Below are 18,711 nucleotides of genomic sequence, written 5' to 3' on the forward strand. Positions count from 1 at the left end.
GATCACGCTCCTTATTTCTGTGGTCAGCGCCCTGCCTTATTTGATCCTGTATGTTGGGCTGATCCTCTTGGCCTATGCCTTGTATACTCAGGTCAAACGTCGCCTGACGCCTGTTCGGGATTACACGTCGCTGAAGACGGTGACCTTTGGGGACGAGAGCGCCGTGATCTCCAACAAAGCGGCCTCGGTGATATCTATTGTGCTGATCTTTGTGATTTGGGGGGCGTTTACCGGGTCTTCCTTGTTGCCGAAATTCCTGCACGCACCGGGACCGTTTGTGGGAGAAGCTACGTTCACTTACACGGTGGAAACTGAAGGCGGTCAGACGGCGGACGCCACCGTCAGCGTGCTGGTGCATGAAGCTGGCGAAAAGCCGGACGCACCGGTGGTGTCTGAAAATGATGGCATTGCCAAAAACGATGCTTTGGTGGTGCAGGCTTATCGGTCCAAGCTGCTGCGCTGGGATGCCAATGACGAAGTAACCCGCAAAGACGGGGCCAAGATCGTGGCGGTGGATGGCCAGCCAATTGATCGGGAGACCGATGTCGAACTTGGCTTTGGCCGTGTGGCGCTGACCGACAAAGGCACGTTGAACTTCGAGCCAGCCAAAGGTTGGCAGATGGAGAACATCTGGCTGCCTGCGCCTGAAAGTGTGTGGAAACGCCTGATCTCGGTAAGCCAAGACGGATATCAGAACGTCACCCTGGCGGAGCATCTGAGCTATTCCCTGTTCCGGGTGATCGTGGGCTTTGCACTGGGCGCGGCGGTGGGTATTCCGCTGGGCTACGCCATGGGCTTGTCCAATTGGTTCCGCGGCTGGTTTGATCCGATTGTGGAATTCATGCGGCCGGTGCCGCCTTTGGCCTTGATCCCGCTGGTGATTATCTGGGCCGGGATTGGAGAGCAGGGCAAAATCATCCTGCTGTTCCTTGCCGCGCTGTGGATCATGGCGATTGGTGCGCGGTCCGGTGTCTCGGGTGTGAATATCACCAAGGTGCACGCGGCCTACTCCTTGGGGGCCAATAAGCGTCAGATCCTGCGTCACGTGATTATTCCAAACTCCTTGCCGGAGATATTTACGGCGGCACGTGTTGCCATGGGCGTTTGCTGGGGCACGGTTGTGGCCGCAGAGCTTGTGGCGGCGGAAAAGGGTGTTGGTAAGATGATTGTGGCGGCGTCCAAGTTTCAGGACACGGACATCGTATTGATGGGGATTATCCTCATCGGGATCATCGGATTTGGCATCGATATGCTGATGCGCTGGGGCGAGAAATACCTCGTGCCGTGGAAAGGCAAGGCCTGACGCTCTTAGGTGGCTTGAGACAAAAAAGAGGGGCTGGCGTGTTGCGCTGGCCCTTTTTGTGTGGGGGGCAACAGTTGACTTTGTGCCGCGAGGCTTTATGTGAAGCGGGTCGCTGCGCAGCCGCGTGAGCAGGCCGCGCCGGGTTTGAAAGAACCGTCCGGGCGCATCAGCGACGCTTTCGTTCCCATCACGCAGGGTTCTGACTGGCAGACCGGGCCGCGCGGAATGTGCTTCGCGGTGGCGGTGCTGTCGAACCCGATCGCGGCTCCTGTGTGGGCCGTTGACGCCATGCCATGCGCGATCGTGCGTGTGGTTTGAAAGGACATTTTGTGTCGACGTTTGAAGACCTGGGCCTGTCGCCCACACTTTTGAAAGGCCTCAAGGCGGCTGGTTTTGATGCGCCTACGCCAATCCAGCAGAAGGCCATTCCGCTGGCCTTGCAGGGCCATGATATTTTGGGGCTGGCGCAGACCGGCACCGGCAAATCTCTGGCGTTTGGCTTGCCGATGATGGATCGCCTGCTGGCGACACCGGGCAAGCCGATGCCGAAATCGGTAAAGGCGCTGGTTTTGGCGCCGACGCGGGAATTGGTGAACCAGATCGCCGACAACTTGCGTCCGATGGTGCAAGGCACACCGATGAAGGTGATGACCGTGGTAGGTGGGCAGTCCATCAACCGCCAGATTGCCATGCTTAAGCGCGGCACGGATATTCTGGTGGCAACGCCGGGCCGGTTGATTGACCTGCTGGATCGCAAGGAAATTGACCTGTCGACAGTGGGCTATCTGGTGCTCGATGAAGCGGACCAGATGCTGGACATGGGGTTCATTCACTCCTTGCGCAAAATTGCGCCGCATCTGGGCACTCCGCGCCAGACCATGCTGTTTTCGGCCACCATGCCAAAGCAGATGGAAGAACTGAGCCAGAGCTATCTGACCAAGCCCAAGCGGGTGGAATGTGCGCCTCCCGGCAAGACCGCGGATAAGATTGCCCAGTCCATGGAATACCATGAGAAGGGTGAGAAGCGGAAACGGCTGCGGGAAATCCTGTCTGAGAACATGGGGGAGAGCACGCTGATCTTCTCGCGCACCAAGCACGGTGCGGAGCGGATGATGAAACAGTTGGTGGCCGAGGGCTTCAACGCGGCGTCGATCCACGGCAACAAAAGCCAAGGGCAGCGGGACCGCGCCATCAAAGCCTTCCGCGAAGGCGAGGTCACCATTCTGGTGGCGACCGATGTGGCGGCGCGTGGGATCGACATTCCGGTGATTTCACTGGTGATTAACTTCGATCTGCCCAATGTGGCCGAGGCCTATGTGCACCGGATTGGCCGCACCGCGCGCGCCGGTCGTGAAGGGCGGGCGATTTCTTTCTGTGCGCTGGATGAGCGGGATTACCTGAAGGACATCGAGAAGCTGATTGGCCGTCAGTTTGACCGGCCCACCGATGAGCTTCGTGAGATGAAGAAAGAATATGGTGCCGGGCCACGGTCTGGTGGAGAGGGCCGCAAGCGCGGAGGCGGCAAGCCCGGTGGCGGTGGTAAGTCCAGCCGGGGAAAACCTGGTGGTGGCAAGCCAAACAGCGCGGCCAATGGCAACGACAAGCCGGGAGGCGGTCGTCCGCGTCGGCGGCGCAACCGCTCGCGCAAGCCAGCAGCGTAACAAAAAAAGGCCGCAGCGGAATGCTGCGGCCTTTCCGTTTTGTGTCATCTTGTGGCTTAGCCCATGGGCACGCCGGAGATCGCCTTGGTTTCACAGAACTCTTCCAAACCCCAAGTGCCGCCCTCACGGCCGTTGCCGGACTGGCCGTAGCCGCCAAATGGGGAGCCGTTGATGCGCGACACGCCGTTGGTTTCGACCATGCCGGAGCGGACCTGACGCGCCACGCGCAGGCGTTTGTCGTCATCCTGCGTTTGGATGTAGTTGGTGAGGCCATAGACGGTGTCATTGGCCATTTGTACCGCTTGCTCTTCGCTTTCAAACGGGGAAATCGCCAGCACCGGGCCGAAGATTTCTTCGCGGTAGATGGTCATGTCCGGGGTCACGTCGGCGAATACGGTTGGGCGCACGAAGTAGCCTTTGTTCATGCCTTCCGGACGGCCAAGACCGCCTGCGACCAGCGTGGCGCCTTCTTTGATGCCGGTCTCGATCAGGCCCTGGATTTTGTTGAACTGCAGCTCAGAGACAACGGGACCGATGTGGCGGCCGGACTCTGTGGTCGCGCCCACTTGGGTGGCCTCGGCGGCGGCTTTGGCTTGCTCGACCGCTTCGGCGTAACGGCTGCTTTCGATCATCATGCGAGTAGGGGCGTTACAGGATTGACCGGAGTTCTGCATGCAGTGGATCACGCCGCGCTTGACGGCTTTTTCGTCTGCATCCGCAAAGATGATGTTGGCGCCTTTGCCGCCAAGCTCGAGGCTGACGCGCTTCAAAGTGTCAGCGGCGGCTTTGGAGATGGCGATGCCGGCGCGGGTGGAGCCCGTGAAGGACACCATGTCCACATCCGGATGCGCGGACAGTTGCGAGCCGACACCCACACCGTTGCCGTTGACCATATTGAAGACACCTGCCGGGAAGCCGGCTTCGTCCATCATCTCTGTGAAGACGATGGAGGACAGGGGCGCGATTTCAGACGGTTTTAACACCATGGTGCAGCCGACCAGCAGTGCCGGGATGGCTTTCAGGAAGACCTGGTTCATCGGCCAGTTCCAAGGGGTGATCATGGCGCAGACGCCAATGGGCTCTTTGCGCATGCGGTCGGCACCCATGGCGTATTCGAACTCGAAGTTTTCCAGAGCTTCGAGGAAGCCATCGAGGTGCCAGACACCGGCGCCCCACTGGTTGTTCTTAGCCAGATCGGTGGGTGCGCCCATTTCCAGGCGCATGGCTTCGGCCATGTCGTCGCGCCGCGCCATGTAGATGTCGCGCAGCTTTTTGACCAGCGCGACACGCTCTTCCAGCGGCGTATCGGCCCAGGCAGGGAAGGCTGCGCGTGCAGCAGCCACGGCGGCGTCGGTGTCGGCCTGATCGCCGAGCGAAATTACGGCGCAGGTGTCTTCGGTGGCAGGGTCAATGACGGGCAGTTCATTGGCGGCAACGGGGTCGACCCATTGGCCGTTGATGTAGAATTGGCGTTTCTCGATCATGGTGTTCACTCCCTCTCGATCTTGGCGTCACTCTGCGCGGCAAAACAGGGGGCCGCAAGTGGGGGCGACGCGCGGTCACGAGTAATTTGATCAAATTATTTCTTCCGGTAAAGGGGTGGCGTTCAAAAAAGACGGATGTAGTCTGCGCAAAGTCGCTTTGCGACAGAGAACCGTTTTTACATATCGCCCCACCCGCGAGAATTGTCTCGCCCCAAGCTGGCAGGGCGGAGTGTGCGACCCAAAGAGAGGGAGATACCCATGGGCCTGCGAATCAATGATGTTGTGCCAAATTTCACCGCCGAGACGGATCAGGGCACGATCACTTTTCACGACTGGATTGGCGATAGCTGGGCCATCCTGTTTTCTCACCCAAAAGACTTCACGCCGGTCTGCACCACCGAGTTTGGCGCGGTCGCGCAGCTTGCAGATGAGTGGCAGAAGCGCGGCACCAAAGTGATTGGTGTGTCCGTGGATGGTGTGGAAGACCACAAAGGCTGGAAGAAAGACATTGAGGCTTATGCGGGCACCGGCGCGGGCTTCCCGATCATTGCCGATGACGGTCTGGCTGTGTCCAAGGCCTTCGACATGCTGCCAGCCGAGGCGTATCTGCCAGATGGCCGTACCCCGGCGGACAGCGCCACCGTGCGATCGGTGTTCATCATCGGCCCGGATAAGCAGTTGAAGCTGTCGATGACCTATCCGATGAACGTTGGTCGGAACTTTGCCGAGGTGCTGCGCGCGCTGGATGGTCTGCAGACCGCGGCAAAAGAGAACGTCGCGACGCCTGCGAACTGGACCCCAGGTGGCGATGTTGTGATCCCGGTCGCGGTGAGCGATGAGGACGCGAAAGCGAAATACGGTGAGTTCACCACCCATTTCCCATACCTGCGCACCACCAAGCTGCCAGGCTAAGTTCCGGTCCCAATTACCGGATTGGACATTTTGAAAGCGCGCTGGGTTTCCCGGCGCGCTTTTCTTTTAGCCGGTGAGCGCGATCTGACGTTTGGTAATTTTGCCGCGCAAACTAATTCCTCCTGCGAAATTAAGCGGCTGGAAACTGTTTTGTCCGAAGAAGGGCAGGATGACCCAACGCGTGCAATATCTCCCGGCGATTCTCGCTGTTGTCTTTTGCCTCACCGTGACCCCGGTTTTGGCAATTGTCAGCGCCCCTGTGAAAGCAGGTGGGCCGGTTTTGGTTGTCGCGCGGCCGGGGACAGACCTGACAGAACTCGTAGAGGCATCCGGCGGACATGTCGTGGGCGTGACACAAGCCCCGCTCGCTGTGATGGGGGCGTCAGAAAGCGAAGACTTTGAACAGAGACTGAAACGGAATGGAGCCTGGGCCATTCTGGACGGCGAAGCGCTGGCCTGGCTGTGTGGTGATACGATATGACAGAAGATCTCAAATTGACGAAAGCCCGTCAGACGGGTGTGAAAGTTTTGGCCATAGTGGCGGCGGTTCTTGGCGCTGCGGCGGCAACAATTGCATTTATGCGGGGCGGTCAGGTTGTGATGATCGGTGCCTCCGCCGGTGCCTTTGCCGCTTTGGCGTTTTATGCTTTTCGTTTGGGCGGCAATCTTGCGGCGCGAGTGAGCGTGACCGTGGCCGTGATTGGCCAGATTGCCTTGATCCTCGCGTCTATGGCGGGGCACGCATGGCAACTTGACGTGCATATGGTGTTCTTTGCTGCGTTGGCGATGCTGACGCTGATGACTTGTCCGATAGCTTTGCTTGTTGGGGCTGGCGTGACGGCTGTGCACCACCTGGCGCTGACGTTTTTCTGGCCGTCAATGGTGTATCCGTCGGTGGATTTGATGGAAAACATTGGCCGCACAGTGTTGCACGCTGTTGTTGTGATTGCGGAAACCGGCATTTTGCTGACCTCGGTGATGACCACGCTGCGTCAGATGAATGAGCGCAACAAAGAGCAAGCTGTGCTGTCTGAGACGATGGATGCGTTGAAAGGCGAGAAAGCGGGCATTGAAGCACGCCAGAAGGCGCAGGCGGACGTTGTGGAAACACTGCACGAACGTCTGACACGGATTGCAGGCGGCAATCTTGACGCTTCTATCAATCATTCTTTCGATAAGAGCTACGAGGCGCTGCGCAAGAGTTTCAATGATGCGGTGAAGTCCCTGAGTGGCATTGTGACCTCCGTGACCTCGGTGTCGAGTCAGATCGAAGTGGACAGCCGCGAGTTGTCTGAGGTGTCCAACAGTGTGGCGCACAGCACCGAGAAACAAGCGGGGGCGCTGCAGGGCGTGACCGATGCGGTGGAGCAGATTGCCGATGCGATGAACGGCGCTGTGGCGAAGGCGAAATCCACCCAGGAGCGGTTTGACAACACTCGCAACATGACCAGCAATGGCGCGGAAGTGGTGCGTCAGGCCGTGAGTACCATGGACGAAATCGAGGCGTCGTCTGCGCAGATTGACCATGTGGTGACGTTGATCGAAGACATCGCCTTCCAGACCAACCTGTTGGCGTTGAACGCTGGTGTGGAAGCGGCGCGGGCCGGTGAAGCTGGCGCTGGTTTTGCAATTGTGGCCTCAGAGGTGCGCGAATTGGCGCATCGCTCAGCCGAAGCAGCGCAGAACATCAATACCTTGATTTCAGAAAGCAACGGCCATGTGACCAATGGTGTGGCGCTGGTGCGTCAGGTGGGCGAAGCGCTGGAGGCGATCCTGGGCGACGTAAACCAAGTGTCCGGCAATGTTGCGGAAATCTCGGATGTGTCCAGTGAACAGGCGCAGTCGGTAGAGAAAATTCGCGGCAGCATGCAGACGATTGGTAGTGAGACACAAGCCAATGCGGCGCGGGCGGAAGAAGCCTCCGCAGCGACCTCCAGTCTGGATATGGCGGTGGATCGTTTGGTAGACGCCTTGGCTGGTTTCCGGGTGGCTGCGGTCGCGCCGCAGACCGGTGATGTCGAGATGTTTGACGAAGATGGCGATGATGAGGCCTGGGCCGCCGCCTGATCTGGTCAGATGTAGAAAAAGAAAAGCGCCGGTGGGGAATCTCCGGCGCTTTTTTGTTGGTTTGGCGTAGGTTTATTCGCCGTAAGGCACCCAGATGTTTTTGACTTCGGTTGCCGCTTGCAGGAAGTCGCGGCCTTCGCCTTCGGCCCCCATCCAGTCGCGTGCGAGGCCGTTGTTGACCCAGGTACGCTTGAGGTTGCCCGCGCTGGCGCGTTCGATCTTCGCAGACACATCGCTGGAGGAGAATGACCAGACGGCGTCGACATCAAGGTGTCCTGCAAGCGGGCCAGCCAGTTCGGCGTGGGATCCGGTGAGGATGTTGACCACACCAGCCGGCACGTCGGAGGTTTCGAGCACCTGGTAGAAGTCGGTGGCGGCCAGAGGGAAGGCTTCCGAGGCGACCAGCACAGCGCGGTTGCCCATGGCAATGGCGGGCGCCATGGCGGAGATCAGGCCCAGAAGCGGCGCGTCGTCGGCACAGAGTGCGCCAATCACGCCGACCGGTTCCTTCATTGCTAGCGCTACGCCGCGGATCGGCACACCATGTGCCTGGCCGTCATATTTGTCAGCCCAGGCGGCGTAGGTGAAGAGGCGGCGGATCGAGGTTTCGACCTCTGCAGCGCCGGTTTTTCCGCCGGTCAGAAGGTTCACGCGGGTTGCAAACTCGTCTTTACGGGCGGAGAGGTTCTCCGCGATGTAGTAGAGGATTTGCGCGCGCAGGTGGCCTGTGGTGCCGGACCAGCTTTTGGCAGCATGCGCAGCCTCAACCGCGTTGCGCACGTCTTTGCGGTTGGCAATCGGCGCTTGGCCGAGCAGGGCACCGGATTTGCTGTAGATGTTCTGGCTGTAGCCGCCGTCGGGACGGGCTTGCTTGCCGCCGACGTAGAGTTTTGGTGTGCGGTCCAGTGGATCGGTTGGGCCTTTGTCACCGGTGAAGGCTTCGACAGGCTTAAGCGCTTTCGGCGCACCTTTGGGTTTGGTGTAGGCCGCCAAACCTTCCCAGCCGCCTTCACGGCCGTAGCCGCTTTCGCGCACACCGCCAAAGCCGGCAGCGGCGTCAAACAGGTTGGTGGCGTTGACCCAAACCACACCGGCAACCAGTTTTGGCGCGATGTCCAGCGCGAGGTTCACGTTCTCGGTCCAGAGCGTCGCGGCCAAGCCGTAGCGGGTGTTGTTCGCCAGCGCGACCGCCTCGGAAGGCGTGCGGAAGGTGGTGGAGACCAAAACAGGACCGAAGATCTCTTCCTGCATCAGCTTGGAAGACGGCGCGAGGCCGGTGATCAGGGTTGGCGGGTAGAAGCAGCCCTCAGCTGGCATCTCGATGGGGGCGTGGTAGGTTTCGCCCTCGGTGTTGTTCGCGACCATCTCGGTGATGGTGTTGAGTTGCACCGGATCAACCACGGCGCCAACGTCGATGCATTTGTCCAGCGGGTTGCCGATGCGCAGTCCGTCCATGCGGGCCTTGAGTTTGCGGTGGAAGGTTTCGGCGATGCCTTCCTGCACCAGGAGGCGGGAGCCGGCGCAGCAGACCTGGCCTTGGTTGAACCAGATAGCGTCGACCAGACCTTCGATGGCGCTATCGATGTCGGCGTCTTCAAAGACGATATAAGGCGACTTGCCGCCCAGCTCCAAAGTCAGCGACTTGCCGGAGCCCGCTGTGGCTTCGCGGATGCGTTTGCCCACTTCGGTGGAGCCGGTGAAGGCGACCTTGTTGATGTCTTCATGCGCGGTGATCATTTCGCCTGCTGTGCCGTCGCCGGTGACGATGTTCACCACACCGGCGGGCAGGCCTGCTTGCTGACAGATGTCGGCAAAGGCCATGGCGGTGAGAGAGGTGTATTCGGCAGGCTTCAGCACAACCGTGTTGCCCATCGCCAAGGCAGGCGCCACTTTCCATGCCAGCATCAACAGCGGGAAGTTCCATGGGATGATCTGACCGCAAACACCAAGCGCTTGTGCGTTGGGCAGTTCTGCTTCCATCAGCTGTGCCATGCCTGCGTGGTAGTAGAAATGGCGCTGCACCAGAGGGATGTCGATGTCGCGGCTTTCGCGGATCGGCTTGCCGTTGTCTAGTGTCTCCAGAACCGCAAACAGACGGCTGTGTTTTTGCAGAAGGCGGGCGATGGCGTAGAGGTATTTGGCGCGACCGTGACCGCCCAGACCTTCCCATTTGGCTTGGGCTTTGCGTGCGGCTTTGACGGCGGCGTTGACCTCGTCCTGAGATGCCTGTGTCAGATCAGCGAGGGTCTCGCCGTTGGCGGGGTTCTTGGACTGGAAGTCCTTGCGTGGTGTGGTCCAGTCACCGTCGATGAAGTGACCAAAGGCCGCGCCTTGATCGACAATCCAGGCCAACGCATCTGCGGCGCTTTCGGGGGCGGGGCCGTAATCCATGGTTTCGAAGATCTCTTTAACGGTCATGTGTCTTCCCCTTACGAGGTTATCTTGTGAAGTGCGGCCTGCAACGCGTCGGCTGGCACTGTTTCGCTATGTAAAATGCCGGCCATGACGGCTTCGGCAATTTGGGCGGTGGTTTTGTCGAGCAGCTCCGGCTGTGTGTGCGCGTACTCAAACGCCTCTTGAAGAAAGTCCGCAAGCCGGGCTTCCAGGCGCGCGCTGGAGAGGTGGTCGTCGCAGCGGGCGACCCAAGTGCGTTGGGACCACACCTTCATGCGCAGAAGGTGCTGATCCGGCACAGGGGCGTTGGTGTCTGCGGTTGCGCTCACCGGACTGTCCTTACGCCATCGCGTGGCGGTAGCTGGCCGAATACTGGCCGGTGACGTGGTGCTCTAGCTGGCGTTCGATGTCGCCCAAGAGGGAGGATGCGCCAAAGCGGAACAGGTCCGGTTGCAGCCAGCGATCGCCCAACTCGTCTTTGATCAGCGACAGATAGACCAGCGCGTCTTTGGCTTTGGAGATGCCGCCAGCCGGTTTGTAGCCGACCCGGAAGCCCGTGCGGTCATAGTAGTCGCGAATGGCGCGGATCATCACCAGAGACACAGGCAGGGTGGCGTTGACGCTCTCCTTGCCGGTGGATGTTTTGATGAAGTCAGCCCCTGCCATCATGCACACCAGAGAGGCGCGGGCGACGTTGCGCAGGGTGCCCAACTCACCGGTGGCCAGAATGGCTTTGACGTGGGCGTCTCCGCAGGCTTCGCGCATCTCTTTCATTTCGTCATAGAGCGCCTGCCAATTGCCTTGCAGCACGTGGCGGCGGGTGATGACGATGTCGATTTCTTCCGCACCCGCTTTCACGCTTTCACCAATTTCGGCGATGCGCAAGTGATACGGGGAAAGGCCCGCAGGGAAGCCGGTGGACACGGCGGCCACAGGAATGCCGCTACCTTTCAGTGAGGACACGGCGGTTTCGATCATGTCGTGATAGACACAGACCGCGCCGGTGGTCAGGCCAGTCATATCCAGCGCGTCCAGAATGTCGGCGCGGACCGGCTGTTTGGCTTTCGCGCAGAGACGCTCCACGCGGCCTTCGCTGTCATCGCCGGACAGGGTGGTCAGGTCGATTAGCGAAATCGCCTTGCACAGCCAGGCGGCCTGATAGTCCTTTTTGACCGAGCGGCGGCCCGGCAAGGTCTTGGCGCGGCGTTCGATGGCCGAGGTGTTGGCCTGCGCGGTGCGAACCCAATCAAGGTCCAGCGCCATCCCGGGGTTGCGCGGTTCCAGCGCAGTGGGCAGCTGATGCCCTTCGGCAGTCGTGGTGGGCGTGTGCATCGATCCATCCTGTTGCGGAAAACAGGGATCAAAATGCCTCAGAAATATGGGCCTTGGCAAGTCGCAGAACGACACGTCAGCTACTTTTTTGACCATTTAGTCAACAAAAATATGAGAATAAGTCGCAATTGCGTTGACACTCTTGCGAATGGTTCTCATATTCAAGTGGAAGCAATGCACAGGTGACCTATGCGATTCTCTCGTCGAGATTTTATTGTGGCAACGGCGGCGGCCGGTTTGAGCAGCGCCACACCTGCATTTGCAGGCGGCAAATTGCAGGTTGTGGCCACCACCGGCATGATCGCAGACACAGCGCGGCGCATTGGTGGCGATGCGGTTGAGGTAAAAGGTCTAATGGGCGCGGGCGTGGATCCGCATGCCTACCGTCAGACGCGCACAGATATTGTTGCCATGACCAAAGCCGATCTGGTGCTGTGGCATGGGCTGTATCTGGAAGCGCAGATGGAAGACTTTTTCCATAAACTGGAAAAGCGCGGCACCGTTGTGGCGGTGACGGATACGCTGCCACGCGATTTATTGCGCGGGCATGATGATTATGCCGACAAGTTTGACCCGCATGTGTGGATGGACCCGCGCCTTTGGGTGTTTGTGACCGAACGCGTGCGTGACGCGCTGATCGAGAAAATGCCGGAAGCCGAGGCGCAGTTTGTCGTCAACGCGGAGGCTTTCCTCGCAGAGTTGTCTGATCTGAGCGTCTATGCGGAAAAATCGCTGACCACAGTGCCGGAAGAGGCGCGCATTCTGCTGACAGCGCATGATGCCTTTGGCTACTTTGGCGCGGCTTATGGTTTTTCGGTTCTGGGGGTGCAGGGTATTTCCACCGAGAGCGAAGCTGGCCTCAACCGGATCAGTAGCTTGGTGGACACATTGATCGAACGCGACATCAAAGCCGTATTTGTAGAGAGCTCCGTGTCAGACCGCACCGTGCGGGCGCTTGTTGAAGGCGCGGCCGCGAAGGGCCATGAGGTGGCAATTGGCGGCGAGCTGTTCTCGGATGCGATGGGGCCTGATGGCACCTATGAGGGCACCTATGTGGGCATGATTGACCACAATATCACCGTGATCAGCGACGCGCTGGGCGGGGATGTGCCGGAACGCGGTATGAAAAATCGCCTGTCGGCGGGATCGTAAGGATTAAGCTATGAGCCTGGAATTGGCAGCAAACATGGGCGCAGCGCCCAAAGCGGAAATCCCGGCGGACAGCCCGTTGGCGATCCGGGGCATGACAGTGTCATACGGGCAAAAGCCGGTGGTGTTCTCGGTGGACATGACCGTGGCCGAAGGCTCGATGACTGCGATCATTGGGCCAAATGGTGCAGGTAAGTCGACCCTTCTCAAAGCCGCGCTGGGCATTGTACAGCCGCTGGCTGGTCAGGCGTTGGTTTATGGTAAACCCTTGAAAGTGGCGCGCCATCGCATCGCCTATGTGCCGCAACGCGCCAGTGTGGATTGGGATTTCCCGACCCGCGTGATCGATGTGGTGCTGATGGGGCTCTATCGCGAGTTGGGCCTGCTGCGCCGCATCCGTCCGCACCACATTGAAAAGGCGCGGGCGTGTCTGGAGCGCGTGGGCATGACCGATTTTGCCGATCGCCAGATCGGGCAGCTTTCCGGGGGGCAGCAACAACGCGTGTTCCTGGCTCGGGCACTGGCACAGGAGGCGGATTTGTATCTGCTGGATGAACCTTTTGCCGGTGTCGATGCAGCCACAGAAAAAGCCATCATCGATGTGCTCAAATCGCTGCGTTCTGAGGGCAAAACCGTTGTGGCGGTGCATCACGACCTGACAACGGTGCGCAGTTATTTTGACCGGGTGTTCCTGATCAACACACGCAAGATGGCGGAAGGCACGGTGGATGAGGCGTTCACGTCAGAAAACTTGAACCAGACTTACGGTGGGCGGTTGGCGACAGGCCAGATCGACCAGCTGGAGCTGGCGGCGGGCTAACCATGTTTTGGAATGCGTTGACTTTGCAGCTTGGCTACAACGCCACGCTGGTGACCATTGGTGCGACCTTGCTGGGTATTGCGGCGGGGGTGACCGGGACTTTCCTCTATTTGCGTAAGCGCGCTCTGGTGAGTGATGCGATCAGTCACGCCACCCTGCCCGGCGTCGGCATTGCCTTTATGCTCATGGTGTTTTTGGGCGGCGATGGCCGGGCCTTGCCGGGATTGTTGCTGGGCGCGGCGGTGTCCTCATGGATTGGGTTGCTCTGTGTGAGTTGGCTCACGCGGTTCACGCGCCTGTCCGAAGACGCGGCGATTGGCGCCGTTCTGTCGGTGTTTTTTGGCTTCGGCATTGTGTTGTTGACCGTCATTCAAACCCTGGGCGCAGGGCGTGCGGCCGGTTTGGAAAGCTTCCTGCTTGGGGCCACGGCGGGCATGTTGTTCAACGATGCCTTGGTGATTGCTGTTGGCGGCGCGCTGACGCTGGTGGCGGTGCTGATCCTGCGGCGTCCGATGACGTTGTTGGCGTTTGATCCGGAGTACGCTGCGGCGCGGGGCATCAATGTGGGGCGTATGGACCTCGCGATTATGGCGCTTGCGCTGGCAGTGACGGTGATTGGCCTGAAGATAGTGGGTTTGATCCTGATTGTGGCCATGCTGATTATTCCGCCGGTCACAGCGCGGTTCTGGACCGAGCGCACGGATCATATGGTTTTGATTTCAGGGCTTTGCGGTGGAGTGGCCGCCTGGATAGGCGCGGCTCTTTCCGCTGTGGCGCCTGCCATGCCAACCGGGCCGATCATTGTGTTGGTGAGCTTTGGCTTGTTTGTTGCCTCGCTGCTTTTGGCGCCCAGCCGCGGGGTTCTTGCGGTTTACCTGCACCATGTGCGGTTTCAGCGGCGGGTGCATATGCGCCAAGGGTTACTGGCCTTGGCGCAAGGGCAGCCAATCTATGAGGCTTATACGGTGCGGTTGTTGAAGCGGGCCGGGCTGGCCCATGCGGATGGCGTGCCAACTGAGGCTGGAAGAGCACGGGCGGCAAAAGCTTTGCGGGACGAAAAACGCTGGGAGTTGGTGCGGGCGGATCAGGCGTTTGAGAGCGCAGCCGCGCTCTATGATGGTTTGCGTGATATTGAGACCGTGCTGACCGGCGATCAGATTGCCGAGATAGATCAACGTATTGGCGGACCACAGGGGGTGGCATCATGAGTGGAGAGGAATTTGTCCCTCTGTCCCTAACCCCCATGCTGATTGGCGTGCTGGCAGCGGTGGCCTGCGCTTTGCCGGGCAACTTTCTGGTGCTGCGCAAGCAGGCGCTGATTGGGGATGCAATTTCCCATGTGGTGTTGCCAGGCATCGTGGTGGCGTTTTTGCTCACTGGATTGGTGGCGGCCGCCCCTATGATGCTGGGTGCGGCGGGGGCGGCATTGGTGTCCGTGGTGATGATTGAGGCCATTCGGCGGCTGGGAAATATCGAGCCCGGCGCGGCGATGGGGCTGACCTTCACGACACTGTTTGCAGCTGGTGTTTTGCTTTTGGAACAGAGTGATACGTCTTCTGTGCATCTGGATGTGGAGCACGCACTGTATGGCAACCTGGAGAGCCTGATCTGGCTGGATGCAATCGGTTGGGAAAGTCTGCTTGATCCTGTTGCCTTGGCGGGATTGCCGCCGGAGTTGGGCCGGGTTGTGATCGCGTTGCTCGGTGTTTGCGCGTTTTTGTGGCTGTTTTGGCGACCGTTGGTGTTGTCCACGTTTGATGAGAGCTTTGCGCAGGCCATGGGCATTGCGACCAACCGGTTGGGCGTGGCGCTGGTGATGGTGGCAGCTTTGGCAGCGGTGGCAGCGTTTGATGCGGTGGGCTCAATCATCGTGATTGCGATGTTCATATGCCCACCCGCGGCGGCGCGGTTGATGACCAACCGGTTGGAGCACCAAGTGGCGTGGAGCGTTGTTTTTGCAGTGCTTTCTGCGGTTCTTGGCTATGTCTTTGCCGGTTACGGGCCATTGTGGCTGGGCTTTGACAATGCCGTTAGTGCGGCGGGCATGATTGCCACCGTGTCCGGGATAATCCTCGCTATTGCCGCGTGTTTTGCACCCCACCGGCATCGCAGCGGGGCGCCAGCGGTTTAGGCCGCTTGTTGGGTGTTGTCGCCGGCAAGGCAGCTCCAGGCGTCGTATTGCGCGAGGAAGACATCACCGCTCAGGTCATCCAGGAAGTGGCTGCGCTTGAGACGGTCCATGACGGGGCCTTTGACCTCTGAGAAGTGCAGGCGGATGTTGAGCTCTTTGAGGCGGGAGTTGATCGCCTCAAGGCTTTCCAGCGCGCTCATGTCGATTTCGTTCACAGCTGAGGCCATGAGCACCACATCGGTGATCGGCTGGTCACAGACCACACGGTCATAGACATAGTCTTCCAAGAATCGAGCGTTGGCGAAATACAGGCTTTCGTCGATGCGCAATGTGACCAGATGCGGCGCGGTTTTTACCTTATGGCGCAGGATGTTACGGAAGTGCTGTGTGCCGGGCACAAGGCCGACCTCCGCCACATGCGGGCGGCTGGTTTTGTAGAGATGCAGCGCGATGGAGAGGATTACACCGGCGCTGACACCAACCTCCACCCCTAGGCCCAAGGTGAGCGCTATGGTGGTGGCGACGGCGGCAAAATCAACACGGGAGTAGGCCCAAGCGTGGCGCAGTATGGAGAGGTCCACGAGGCTGAGTACGGCGACGATGATAGTGGCGGCGAGCGTGGCTTTGGGCAGGAAGAACAGCAGCGGGGTCAGGAAGAGCGCGGCGCCGGCGATTCCGACGGCGGTGAAGGCTCCGGCGGCGGGGGTTTGAGCGCCTGCGTCGAAGTTCACAACAGAGCGGGCGAAGCCGCCGGTGACCGGGTAACCGCCTGAAATCGCTGAGGCAATGTTGGAGGTGCCGAGGCCGATGAGTTCCTGGTCGGGGTCAATGCGTTGGCGGCGCTTGGCAGCCAAGGTTTGCGCGACGGAGACGCTTTCGACAAAGCCGATGATGGAGATCAGGAGGGCGGCGAGAAACAGTTGCGACCAGAGGTCAGGGGAGAAACTGGGGGCAGAGAGTGGGGGGAGACCAGTGGGGACGGTGCCCACAATAGCCACGCCTTTCTCCGCAAGATCAAAGGCATAGACGGATAGTGTGGTGGCGGCGACGGCGGCGACGGGGCCAGCTTTGGTGAGGACGTCCGCGAGGCGAGGACCGACGCCGAGATTGAGCAGGAGTGGTTTGAGGCCTTTGCGGGTCCAGAACAGGAAGGCCAAAGCGATGACGCCGAGCGCTACCGTGTAAGGGTTGGTTTCTGGCAGATGAGTCACCAGGGAGTTGAGCAATTCAGGCAGCGTGTGGCCGTGGGCGGTGACGCCGAGGATGTGCTTCAACTGGCTAGTTGCGATTAGGATTCCGGAGGCGGTGATGAAGCCCGCGATTACCGGATGAGATAGGAAATTGGCAAGGAATCCAAGGCGTAAGAGGCCCATCAAAGTGAGCATCACGCCGGACATGAAGGCCAGTGTGATGGCCGCGATCAGGTACTCTGTTGTGCCTTGTAAAGCGAGGTTTCCGAGGGCGGCGGCGGTCATCAGAGAGACCACGGCGACGGGGCCGACGGCGAGCACGCGGGAGGTGCCGAAGATGGCATAGGCGACCAATGGCAGGATTGAGGCATAAAGGCCCACTTCGGGCGGGAGACCGGCGAGCAGGGCGTAGGCCAGAGACTGTGGAATCAGCATGATTGTCACGATCACGGCGGCCATGAGGTCGGCGCCAAGTATCTGACGGTCATAGGTTTTTGCCCATTGAAGGATGGGGAAGTAACGCTTGAGCTGCTGTGGCATAGGGGCCTCATGAGAGTCGCGGGTGCGCTCTATATATTCCAAAATTGGAATAAGAAAACCCTTACAGGAAAACTTGTTGGAAAATAACGGTGCGGCTCAAAGGTTAACGCAGTCAAATCGCGCAAACGGGACGGCGGTATTACGTCGGTATCCCGTCGGTATTGCGACAGTGCAAAAATTGACGTCCACGTCAGGTTAACGAGCGTCTGGAGCACGCGGCCCGGAGCGATGTGCCCCGAGCCGCAGAGGTTTTAAGCGGATGCGAAGCCGGTGTCCAAAGCAGAGAGAATGGTGTTCACCTCGCCCTCGGAAATGGTCAGCGGTGGCGACATCAGGATGTTATGCGCGCCAAGGCGGACCATGGAGCCGGCCTGATAGGTGGCCTCATGGATCTTCTTCATGGTGGCCATGTCCATCGGGGTCTTGGCGGTGGCGTCAGATACCAGCTCGATGCCGGTCATCAGGCCGTGGCCACCACGTACGTCGCCGATTATGTCGTATTTCTCAGCCAGCTTTTTCACACCTTCAAACAGTTGCGTGCCACGGGCGGCGGCGTTTGTTTTCAGGTCCAGGCGTGTGGTCTCTGCCAAAGTGGCGATCACGGCGGCGGAGCCCACCGGATGGGCGGAGTAGGTGTAGCCGTGGAAGATGCCTGCTTCGCCGGTTTGGTCGTTTTCAAACACGTCGGCCACTTTGTCGCCTACCATGCAGGCGCCGACTGGGAAGTAGCCGGAAGTGATGCCCTTGGCAGTGGTCATCATGTCAGGCTGCACACCCCAGTGACGCGCGCCGGACCAGTCGCCGGTGCGGCCAAAGCCGGTGATGACTTCGTCAGAAATCATCAGGATGCCGTGGCGGTCACAAATTTCCCGCATCAGCTTCATGAAAGAAGCGTCTGGAACAATCACACCACCCGCGCCCTGAATTGGCTCCATGATGAAGGCGGCGATGGTTTTGGGGTCCTGGAACGCGATCTCATCCTCAAAAGCGGCAGCGATGTTTTGCGCCAGCTGGGCCGGATCGGTCTCGTTGAACGGGTTGCGGTAAGTGTAGGGCGACGGCAGGTGGAAACAGCCGGGCAGCAGCGGTTCGTAGTTGATGCGGAAACGGTTGTTGCCGTTCACCGAGGCGCCGCCAAAGTGGGTGCCGTGGTAGCCTTTTTTAAGGCTGATGAATTTGGTGCGGGTCGGCTCGCCGCGCAGGCGGTGGTACTGGCGCGAGAGACGCAGGGCGGTTTCCACGGAGTCCGAGCCGCCGGAGGTGAAGAACACACGCGACATGCCGTCCTCGGCGAAGAATTCGCGCACCGCATAGGAGGCCTCGATGGCTGGTGGGTTCGAGGTGCCCGCGAAAGCAGAGTAATACGGCAGATCGTAGAGCTGTTTGGCGATGGCCTCTTTCACCACGTCATTGGAATAGCCGAGGTTGACGCACCACAAGCCGCCCACGGCATCCACGGTGGAATGGCCGTCGATGTCGGTGATGTTCACACCTTCCGCGCCTTTGATGATCTTGGGCGGGGTGCTGTGGCTGTCTGCCGGTGCGCCCATTGGATGCCAGAGATGGCGGGCGTTGTTTTCCGTCAGGAAGTTGTCGTCTTTCATGGCTGTGCTCCCTAAGCGGCAGGGGTGATTCCTGCGTGTTCTGAAATTTGATCAAATTATGGAGTCGCGGTGAGACCCTGTCCAGAGAAAGAGCGACAGCGGGTTGGGAAAAAGCGACGCAGAG

The 18,711-nt window shown here is 59.6% G+C and carries 15 protein-coding genes; 9 read left to right on the plus strand and 6 right to left on the minus strand.

Features of this window, described 5'->3' with window-relative positions; all coding sequences use genetic code 11:
* Positions 1-31: 31 nt before the first annotated feature.
* Entirely contained in the window at positions 32-1,303 is a 1,272-nt protein-coding gene (locus SIB92_RS17040) for an ABC transporter permease (RefSeq protein WP_412555862.1), read from the plus strand.
* Between the two features lie 293 nt (positions 1,304-1,596).
* Positions 1,597-2,964 carry a DEAD/DEAH box helicase gene (locus tag SIB92_RS17045; RefSeq protein WP_412553160.1) on the plus strand — a complete coding sequence of 456 codons (1,368 nt, stop codon included), beginning with the start codon at positions 1,597-1,599 and terminating at the stop codon, positions 2,962-2,964.
* A gap of 56 nt (positions 2,965-3,020) precedes the next feature.
* Here SIB92_RS17045 and SIB92_RS17050 read toward each other — a convergent pair whose 3' ends face one another.
* Positions 3,021-4,448 (minus strand): aldehyde dehydrogenase family protein, encoded by a 1,428-nt coding sequence (locus tag SIB92_RS17050; protein WP_412553161.1) that lies wholly within the window; start codon positions 4,446-4,448, stop codon positions 3,021-3,023.
* Between the two features lie 258 nt (positions 4,449-4,706).
* On the opposite strand from SIB92_RS17050, the gene SIB92_RS17055 reads away from it, so the two are divergent.
* The 3 genes from SIB92_RS17055 to SIB92_RS17065 all read left to right on the plus strand — a co-directional run bounded on the left by SIB92_RS17055 (position 4,707) and on the right by SIB92_RS17065 (position 7,427).
* Complete coding sequence (locus SIB92_RS17055; protein WP_412553162.1) at positions 4,707-5,360, plus strand: peroxiredoxin; 654 nt, start codon at positions 4,707-4,709, stop codon at positions 5,358-5,360.
* Between the two features lie 169 nt (positions 5,361-5,529).
* Positions 5,530-5,841 carry a hypothetical protein gene (locus tag SIB92_RS17060; protein ID WP_412553163.1) on the plus strand — a complete coding sequence of 104 codons (312 nt, stop codon included), beginning with the start codon at positions 5,530-5,532 and terminating at the stop codon, positions 5,839-5,841.
* Entirely contained in the window at positions 5,838-7,427 is a 1,590-nt protein-coding gene (locus SIB92_RS17065; RefSeq protein ID WP_412553164.1) for a methyl-accepting chemotaxis protein, read from the plus strand. The genes SIB92_RS17060 and SIB92_RS17065 overlap by 4 nt, the downstream gene beginning before the upstream one ends.
* A 72-nt stretch (positions 7,428-7,499) precedes the next feature.
* On the opposite strand, the gene SIB92_RS17070 is transcribed toward SIB92_RS17065, so the two are convergent.
* The 3 genes from SIB92_RS17070 to deoC are packed head-to-tail and all read right to left on the minus strand — an operon-like array spanning position 7,500 to position 11,153.
* Complete coding sequence (locus tag SIB92_RS17070; RefSeq protein ID WP_412553165.1) at positions 7,500-9,845, minus strand: aldehyde dehydrogenase family protein; 2,346 nt, start codon at positions 9,843-9,845, stop codon at positions 7,500-7,502.
* Positions 9,846-9,856: 11 nt separating this feature from the next.
* Positions 9,857-10,150, minus strand: a complete 294-nt coding sequence (locus tag SIB92_RS17075) for a hypothetical protein (protein ID WP_412553166.1) — start codon at positions 10,148-10,150, stop codon at positions 9,857-9,859.
* Between the two features lie 10 nt (positions 10,151-10,160).
* On the minus strand, positions 10,161-11,153 hold the full coding sequence (gene deoC / locus SIB92_RS17080) for a deoxyribose-phosphate aldolase (RefSeq protein WP_412553167.1): 993 nt from the start codon (positions 11,151-11,153) through the stop codon (positions 10,161-10,163).
* A 189-nt stretch (positions 11,154-11,342) separates the two neighbouring features.
* Between deoC and SIB92_RS17085 the strand changes: the two genes are divergently transcribed.
* The 4 genes from SIB92_RS17085 to SIB92_RS17100 are packed head-to-tail and all read left to right on the plus strand — an operon-like array spanning position 11,343 to position 15,253.
* The gene (locus SIB92_RS17085) at positions 11,343-12,305 is read left to right on the plus strand and encodes a metal ABC transporter solute-binding protein, Zn/Mn family (RefSeq protein WP_412553168.1); all 963 of its coding nucleotides are present in this window, start codon (positions 11,343-11,345) and stop codon (positions 12,303-12,305) included.
* Positions 12,306-12,315: 10 nt separating this feature from the next.
* A complete protein-coding gene (locus tag SIB92_RS17090; RefSeq protein ID WP_412553169.1) occupies positions 12,316-13,122 on the plus strand; it encodes a metal ABC transporter ATP-binding protein in 807 nt (268 codons plus the stop codon).
* Between the two features lie 2 nt (positions 13,123-13,124).
* Entirely contained in the window at positions 13,125-14,330 is a 1,206-nt protein-coding gene (locus SIB92_RS17095; protein ID WP_412553170.1) for a metal ABC transporter permease, read from the plus strand.
* The gene (locus SIB92_RS17100; RefSeq protein ID WP_412553171.1) at positions 14,327-15,253 is read left to right on the plus strand and encodes a metal ABC transporter permease; all 927 of its coding nucleotides are present in this window, start codon (positions 14,327-14,329) and stop codon (positions 15,251-15,253) included. Before SIB92_RS17095 ends, SIB92_RS17100 begins: the two co-directional genes overlap by 4 nt.
* Here SIB92_RS17100 and SIB92_RS17105 read toward each other — a convergent pair.
* Both SIB92_RS17105 and SIB92_RS17110 read right to left on the minus strand, forming a co-directional pair.
* Positions 15,250-16,983 (minus strand): SulP family inorganic anion transporter, encoded by a 1,734-nt coding sequence (locus tag SIB92_RS17105; protein WP_412553172.1) that lies wholly within the window; start codon positions 16,981-16,983, stop codon positions 15,250-15,252. The genes SIB92_RS17100 and SIB92_RS17105 overlap by 4 nt on opposite strands.
* A 251-nt stretch (positions 16,984-17,234) precedes the next feature.
* On the minus strand, positions 17,235-18,587 hold the full coding sequence (locus SIB92_RS17110; RefSeq protein ID WP_412553173.1) for an aminotransferase class III-fold pyridoxal phosphate-dependent enzyme: 1,353 nt from the start codon (positions 18,585-18,587) through the stop codon (positions 17,235-17,237).
* Positions 18,588-18,711 lie beyond the last annotated feature (124 nt).

It is taken from the genome of Shimia sp. MIT1388 (assembly GCF_047124445.1).
Classification (GTDB): Bacteria; Pseudomonadota; Alphaproteobacteria; order Rhodobacterales; family Rhodobacteraceae; genus Shimia.

Excerpts from the sequence above, each read along its gene's own strand:
- SIB92_RS17045 (WP_412553160.1), top strand. The coding sequence starts at position 1,597 with ATGCGCGATCGTGCGTGTGGTTTGAAAGGACATTTTGTGTCGACGTTT.
- SIB92_RS17050 (WP_412553161.1), bottom strand. The coding sequence starts at position 4,448 with ATGATCGAGAAACGCCAATTCTACATCAACGGCCAATGGGTCGACCCC.
- SIB92_RS17055 (WP_412553162.1), top strand. The coding sequence starts at position 4,707 with ATGGGCCTGCGAATCAATGATGTTGTGCCAAATTTCACCGCCGAGACG.
- SIB92_RS17060 (WP_412553163.1), top strand. The coding sequence starts at position 5,530 with ATGACCCAACGCGTGCAATATCTCCCGGCGATTCTCGCTGTTGTCTTT.
- SIB92_RS17065 (WP_412553164.1), top strand. The coding sequence starts at position 5,838 with ATGACAGAAGATCTCAAATTGACGAAAGCCCGTCAGACGGGTGTGAAA.
- SIB92_RS17070 (WP_412553165.1), bottom strand. The coding sequence starts at position 9,845 with ATGACCGTTAAAGAGATCTTCGAAACCATGGATTACGGCCCCGCCCCC.
- deoC (WP_412553167.1), bottom strand. The coding sequence starts at position 11,153 with ATGCACACGCCCACCACGACTGCCGAAGGGCATCAGCTGCCCACTGCG.
- SIB92_RS17085 (WP_412553168.1), top strand. The coding sequence starts at position 11,343 with ATGCGATTCTCTCGTCGAGATTTTATTGTGGCAACGGCGGCGGCCGGT.
- SIB92_RS17090 (WP_412553169.1), top strand. The coding sequence starts at position 12,316 with ATGAGCCTGGAATTGGCAGCAAACATGGGCGCAGCGCCCAAAGCGGAA.
- SIB92_RS17095 (WP_412553170.1), top strand. The coding sequence starts at position 13,125 with ATGTTTTGGAATGCGTTGACTTTGCAGCTTGGCTACAACGCCACGCTG.
- SIB92_RS17100 (WP_412553171.1), top strand. The coding sequence starts at position 14,327 with ATGAGTGGAGAGGAATTTGTCCCTCTGTCCCTAACCCCCATGCTGATT.
- SIB92_RS17105 (WP_412553172.1), bottom strand. The coding sequence starts at position 16,983 with ATGCCACAGCAGCTCAAGCGTTACTTCCCCATCCTTCAATGGGCAAAA.
- SIB92_RS17110 (WP_412553173.1), bottom strand. The coding sequence starts at position 18,587 with ATGAAAGACGACAACTTCCTGACGGAAAACAACGCCCGCCATCTCTGG.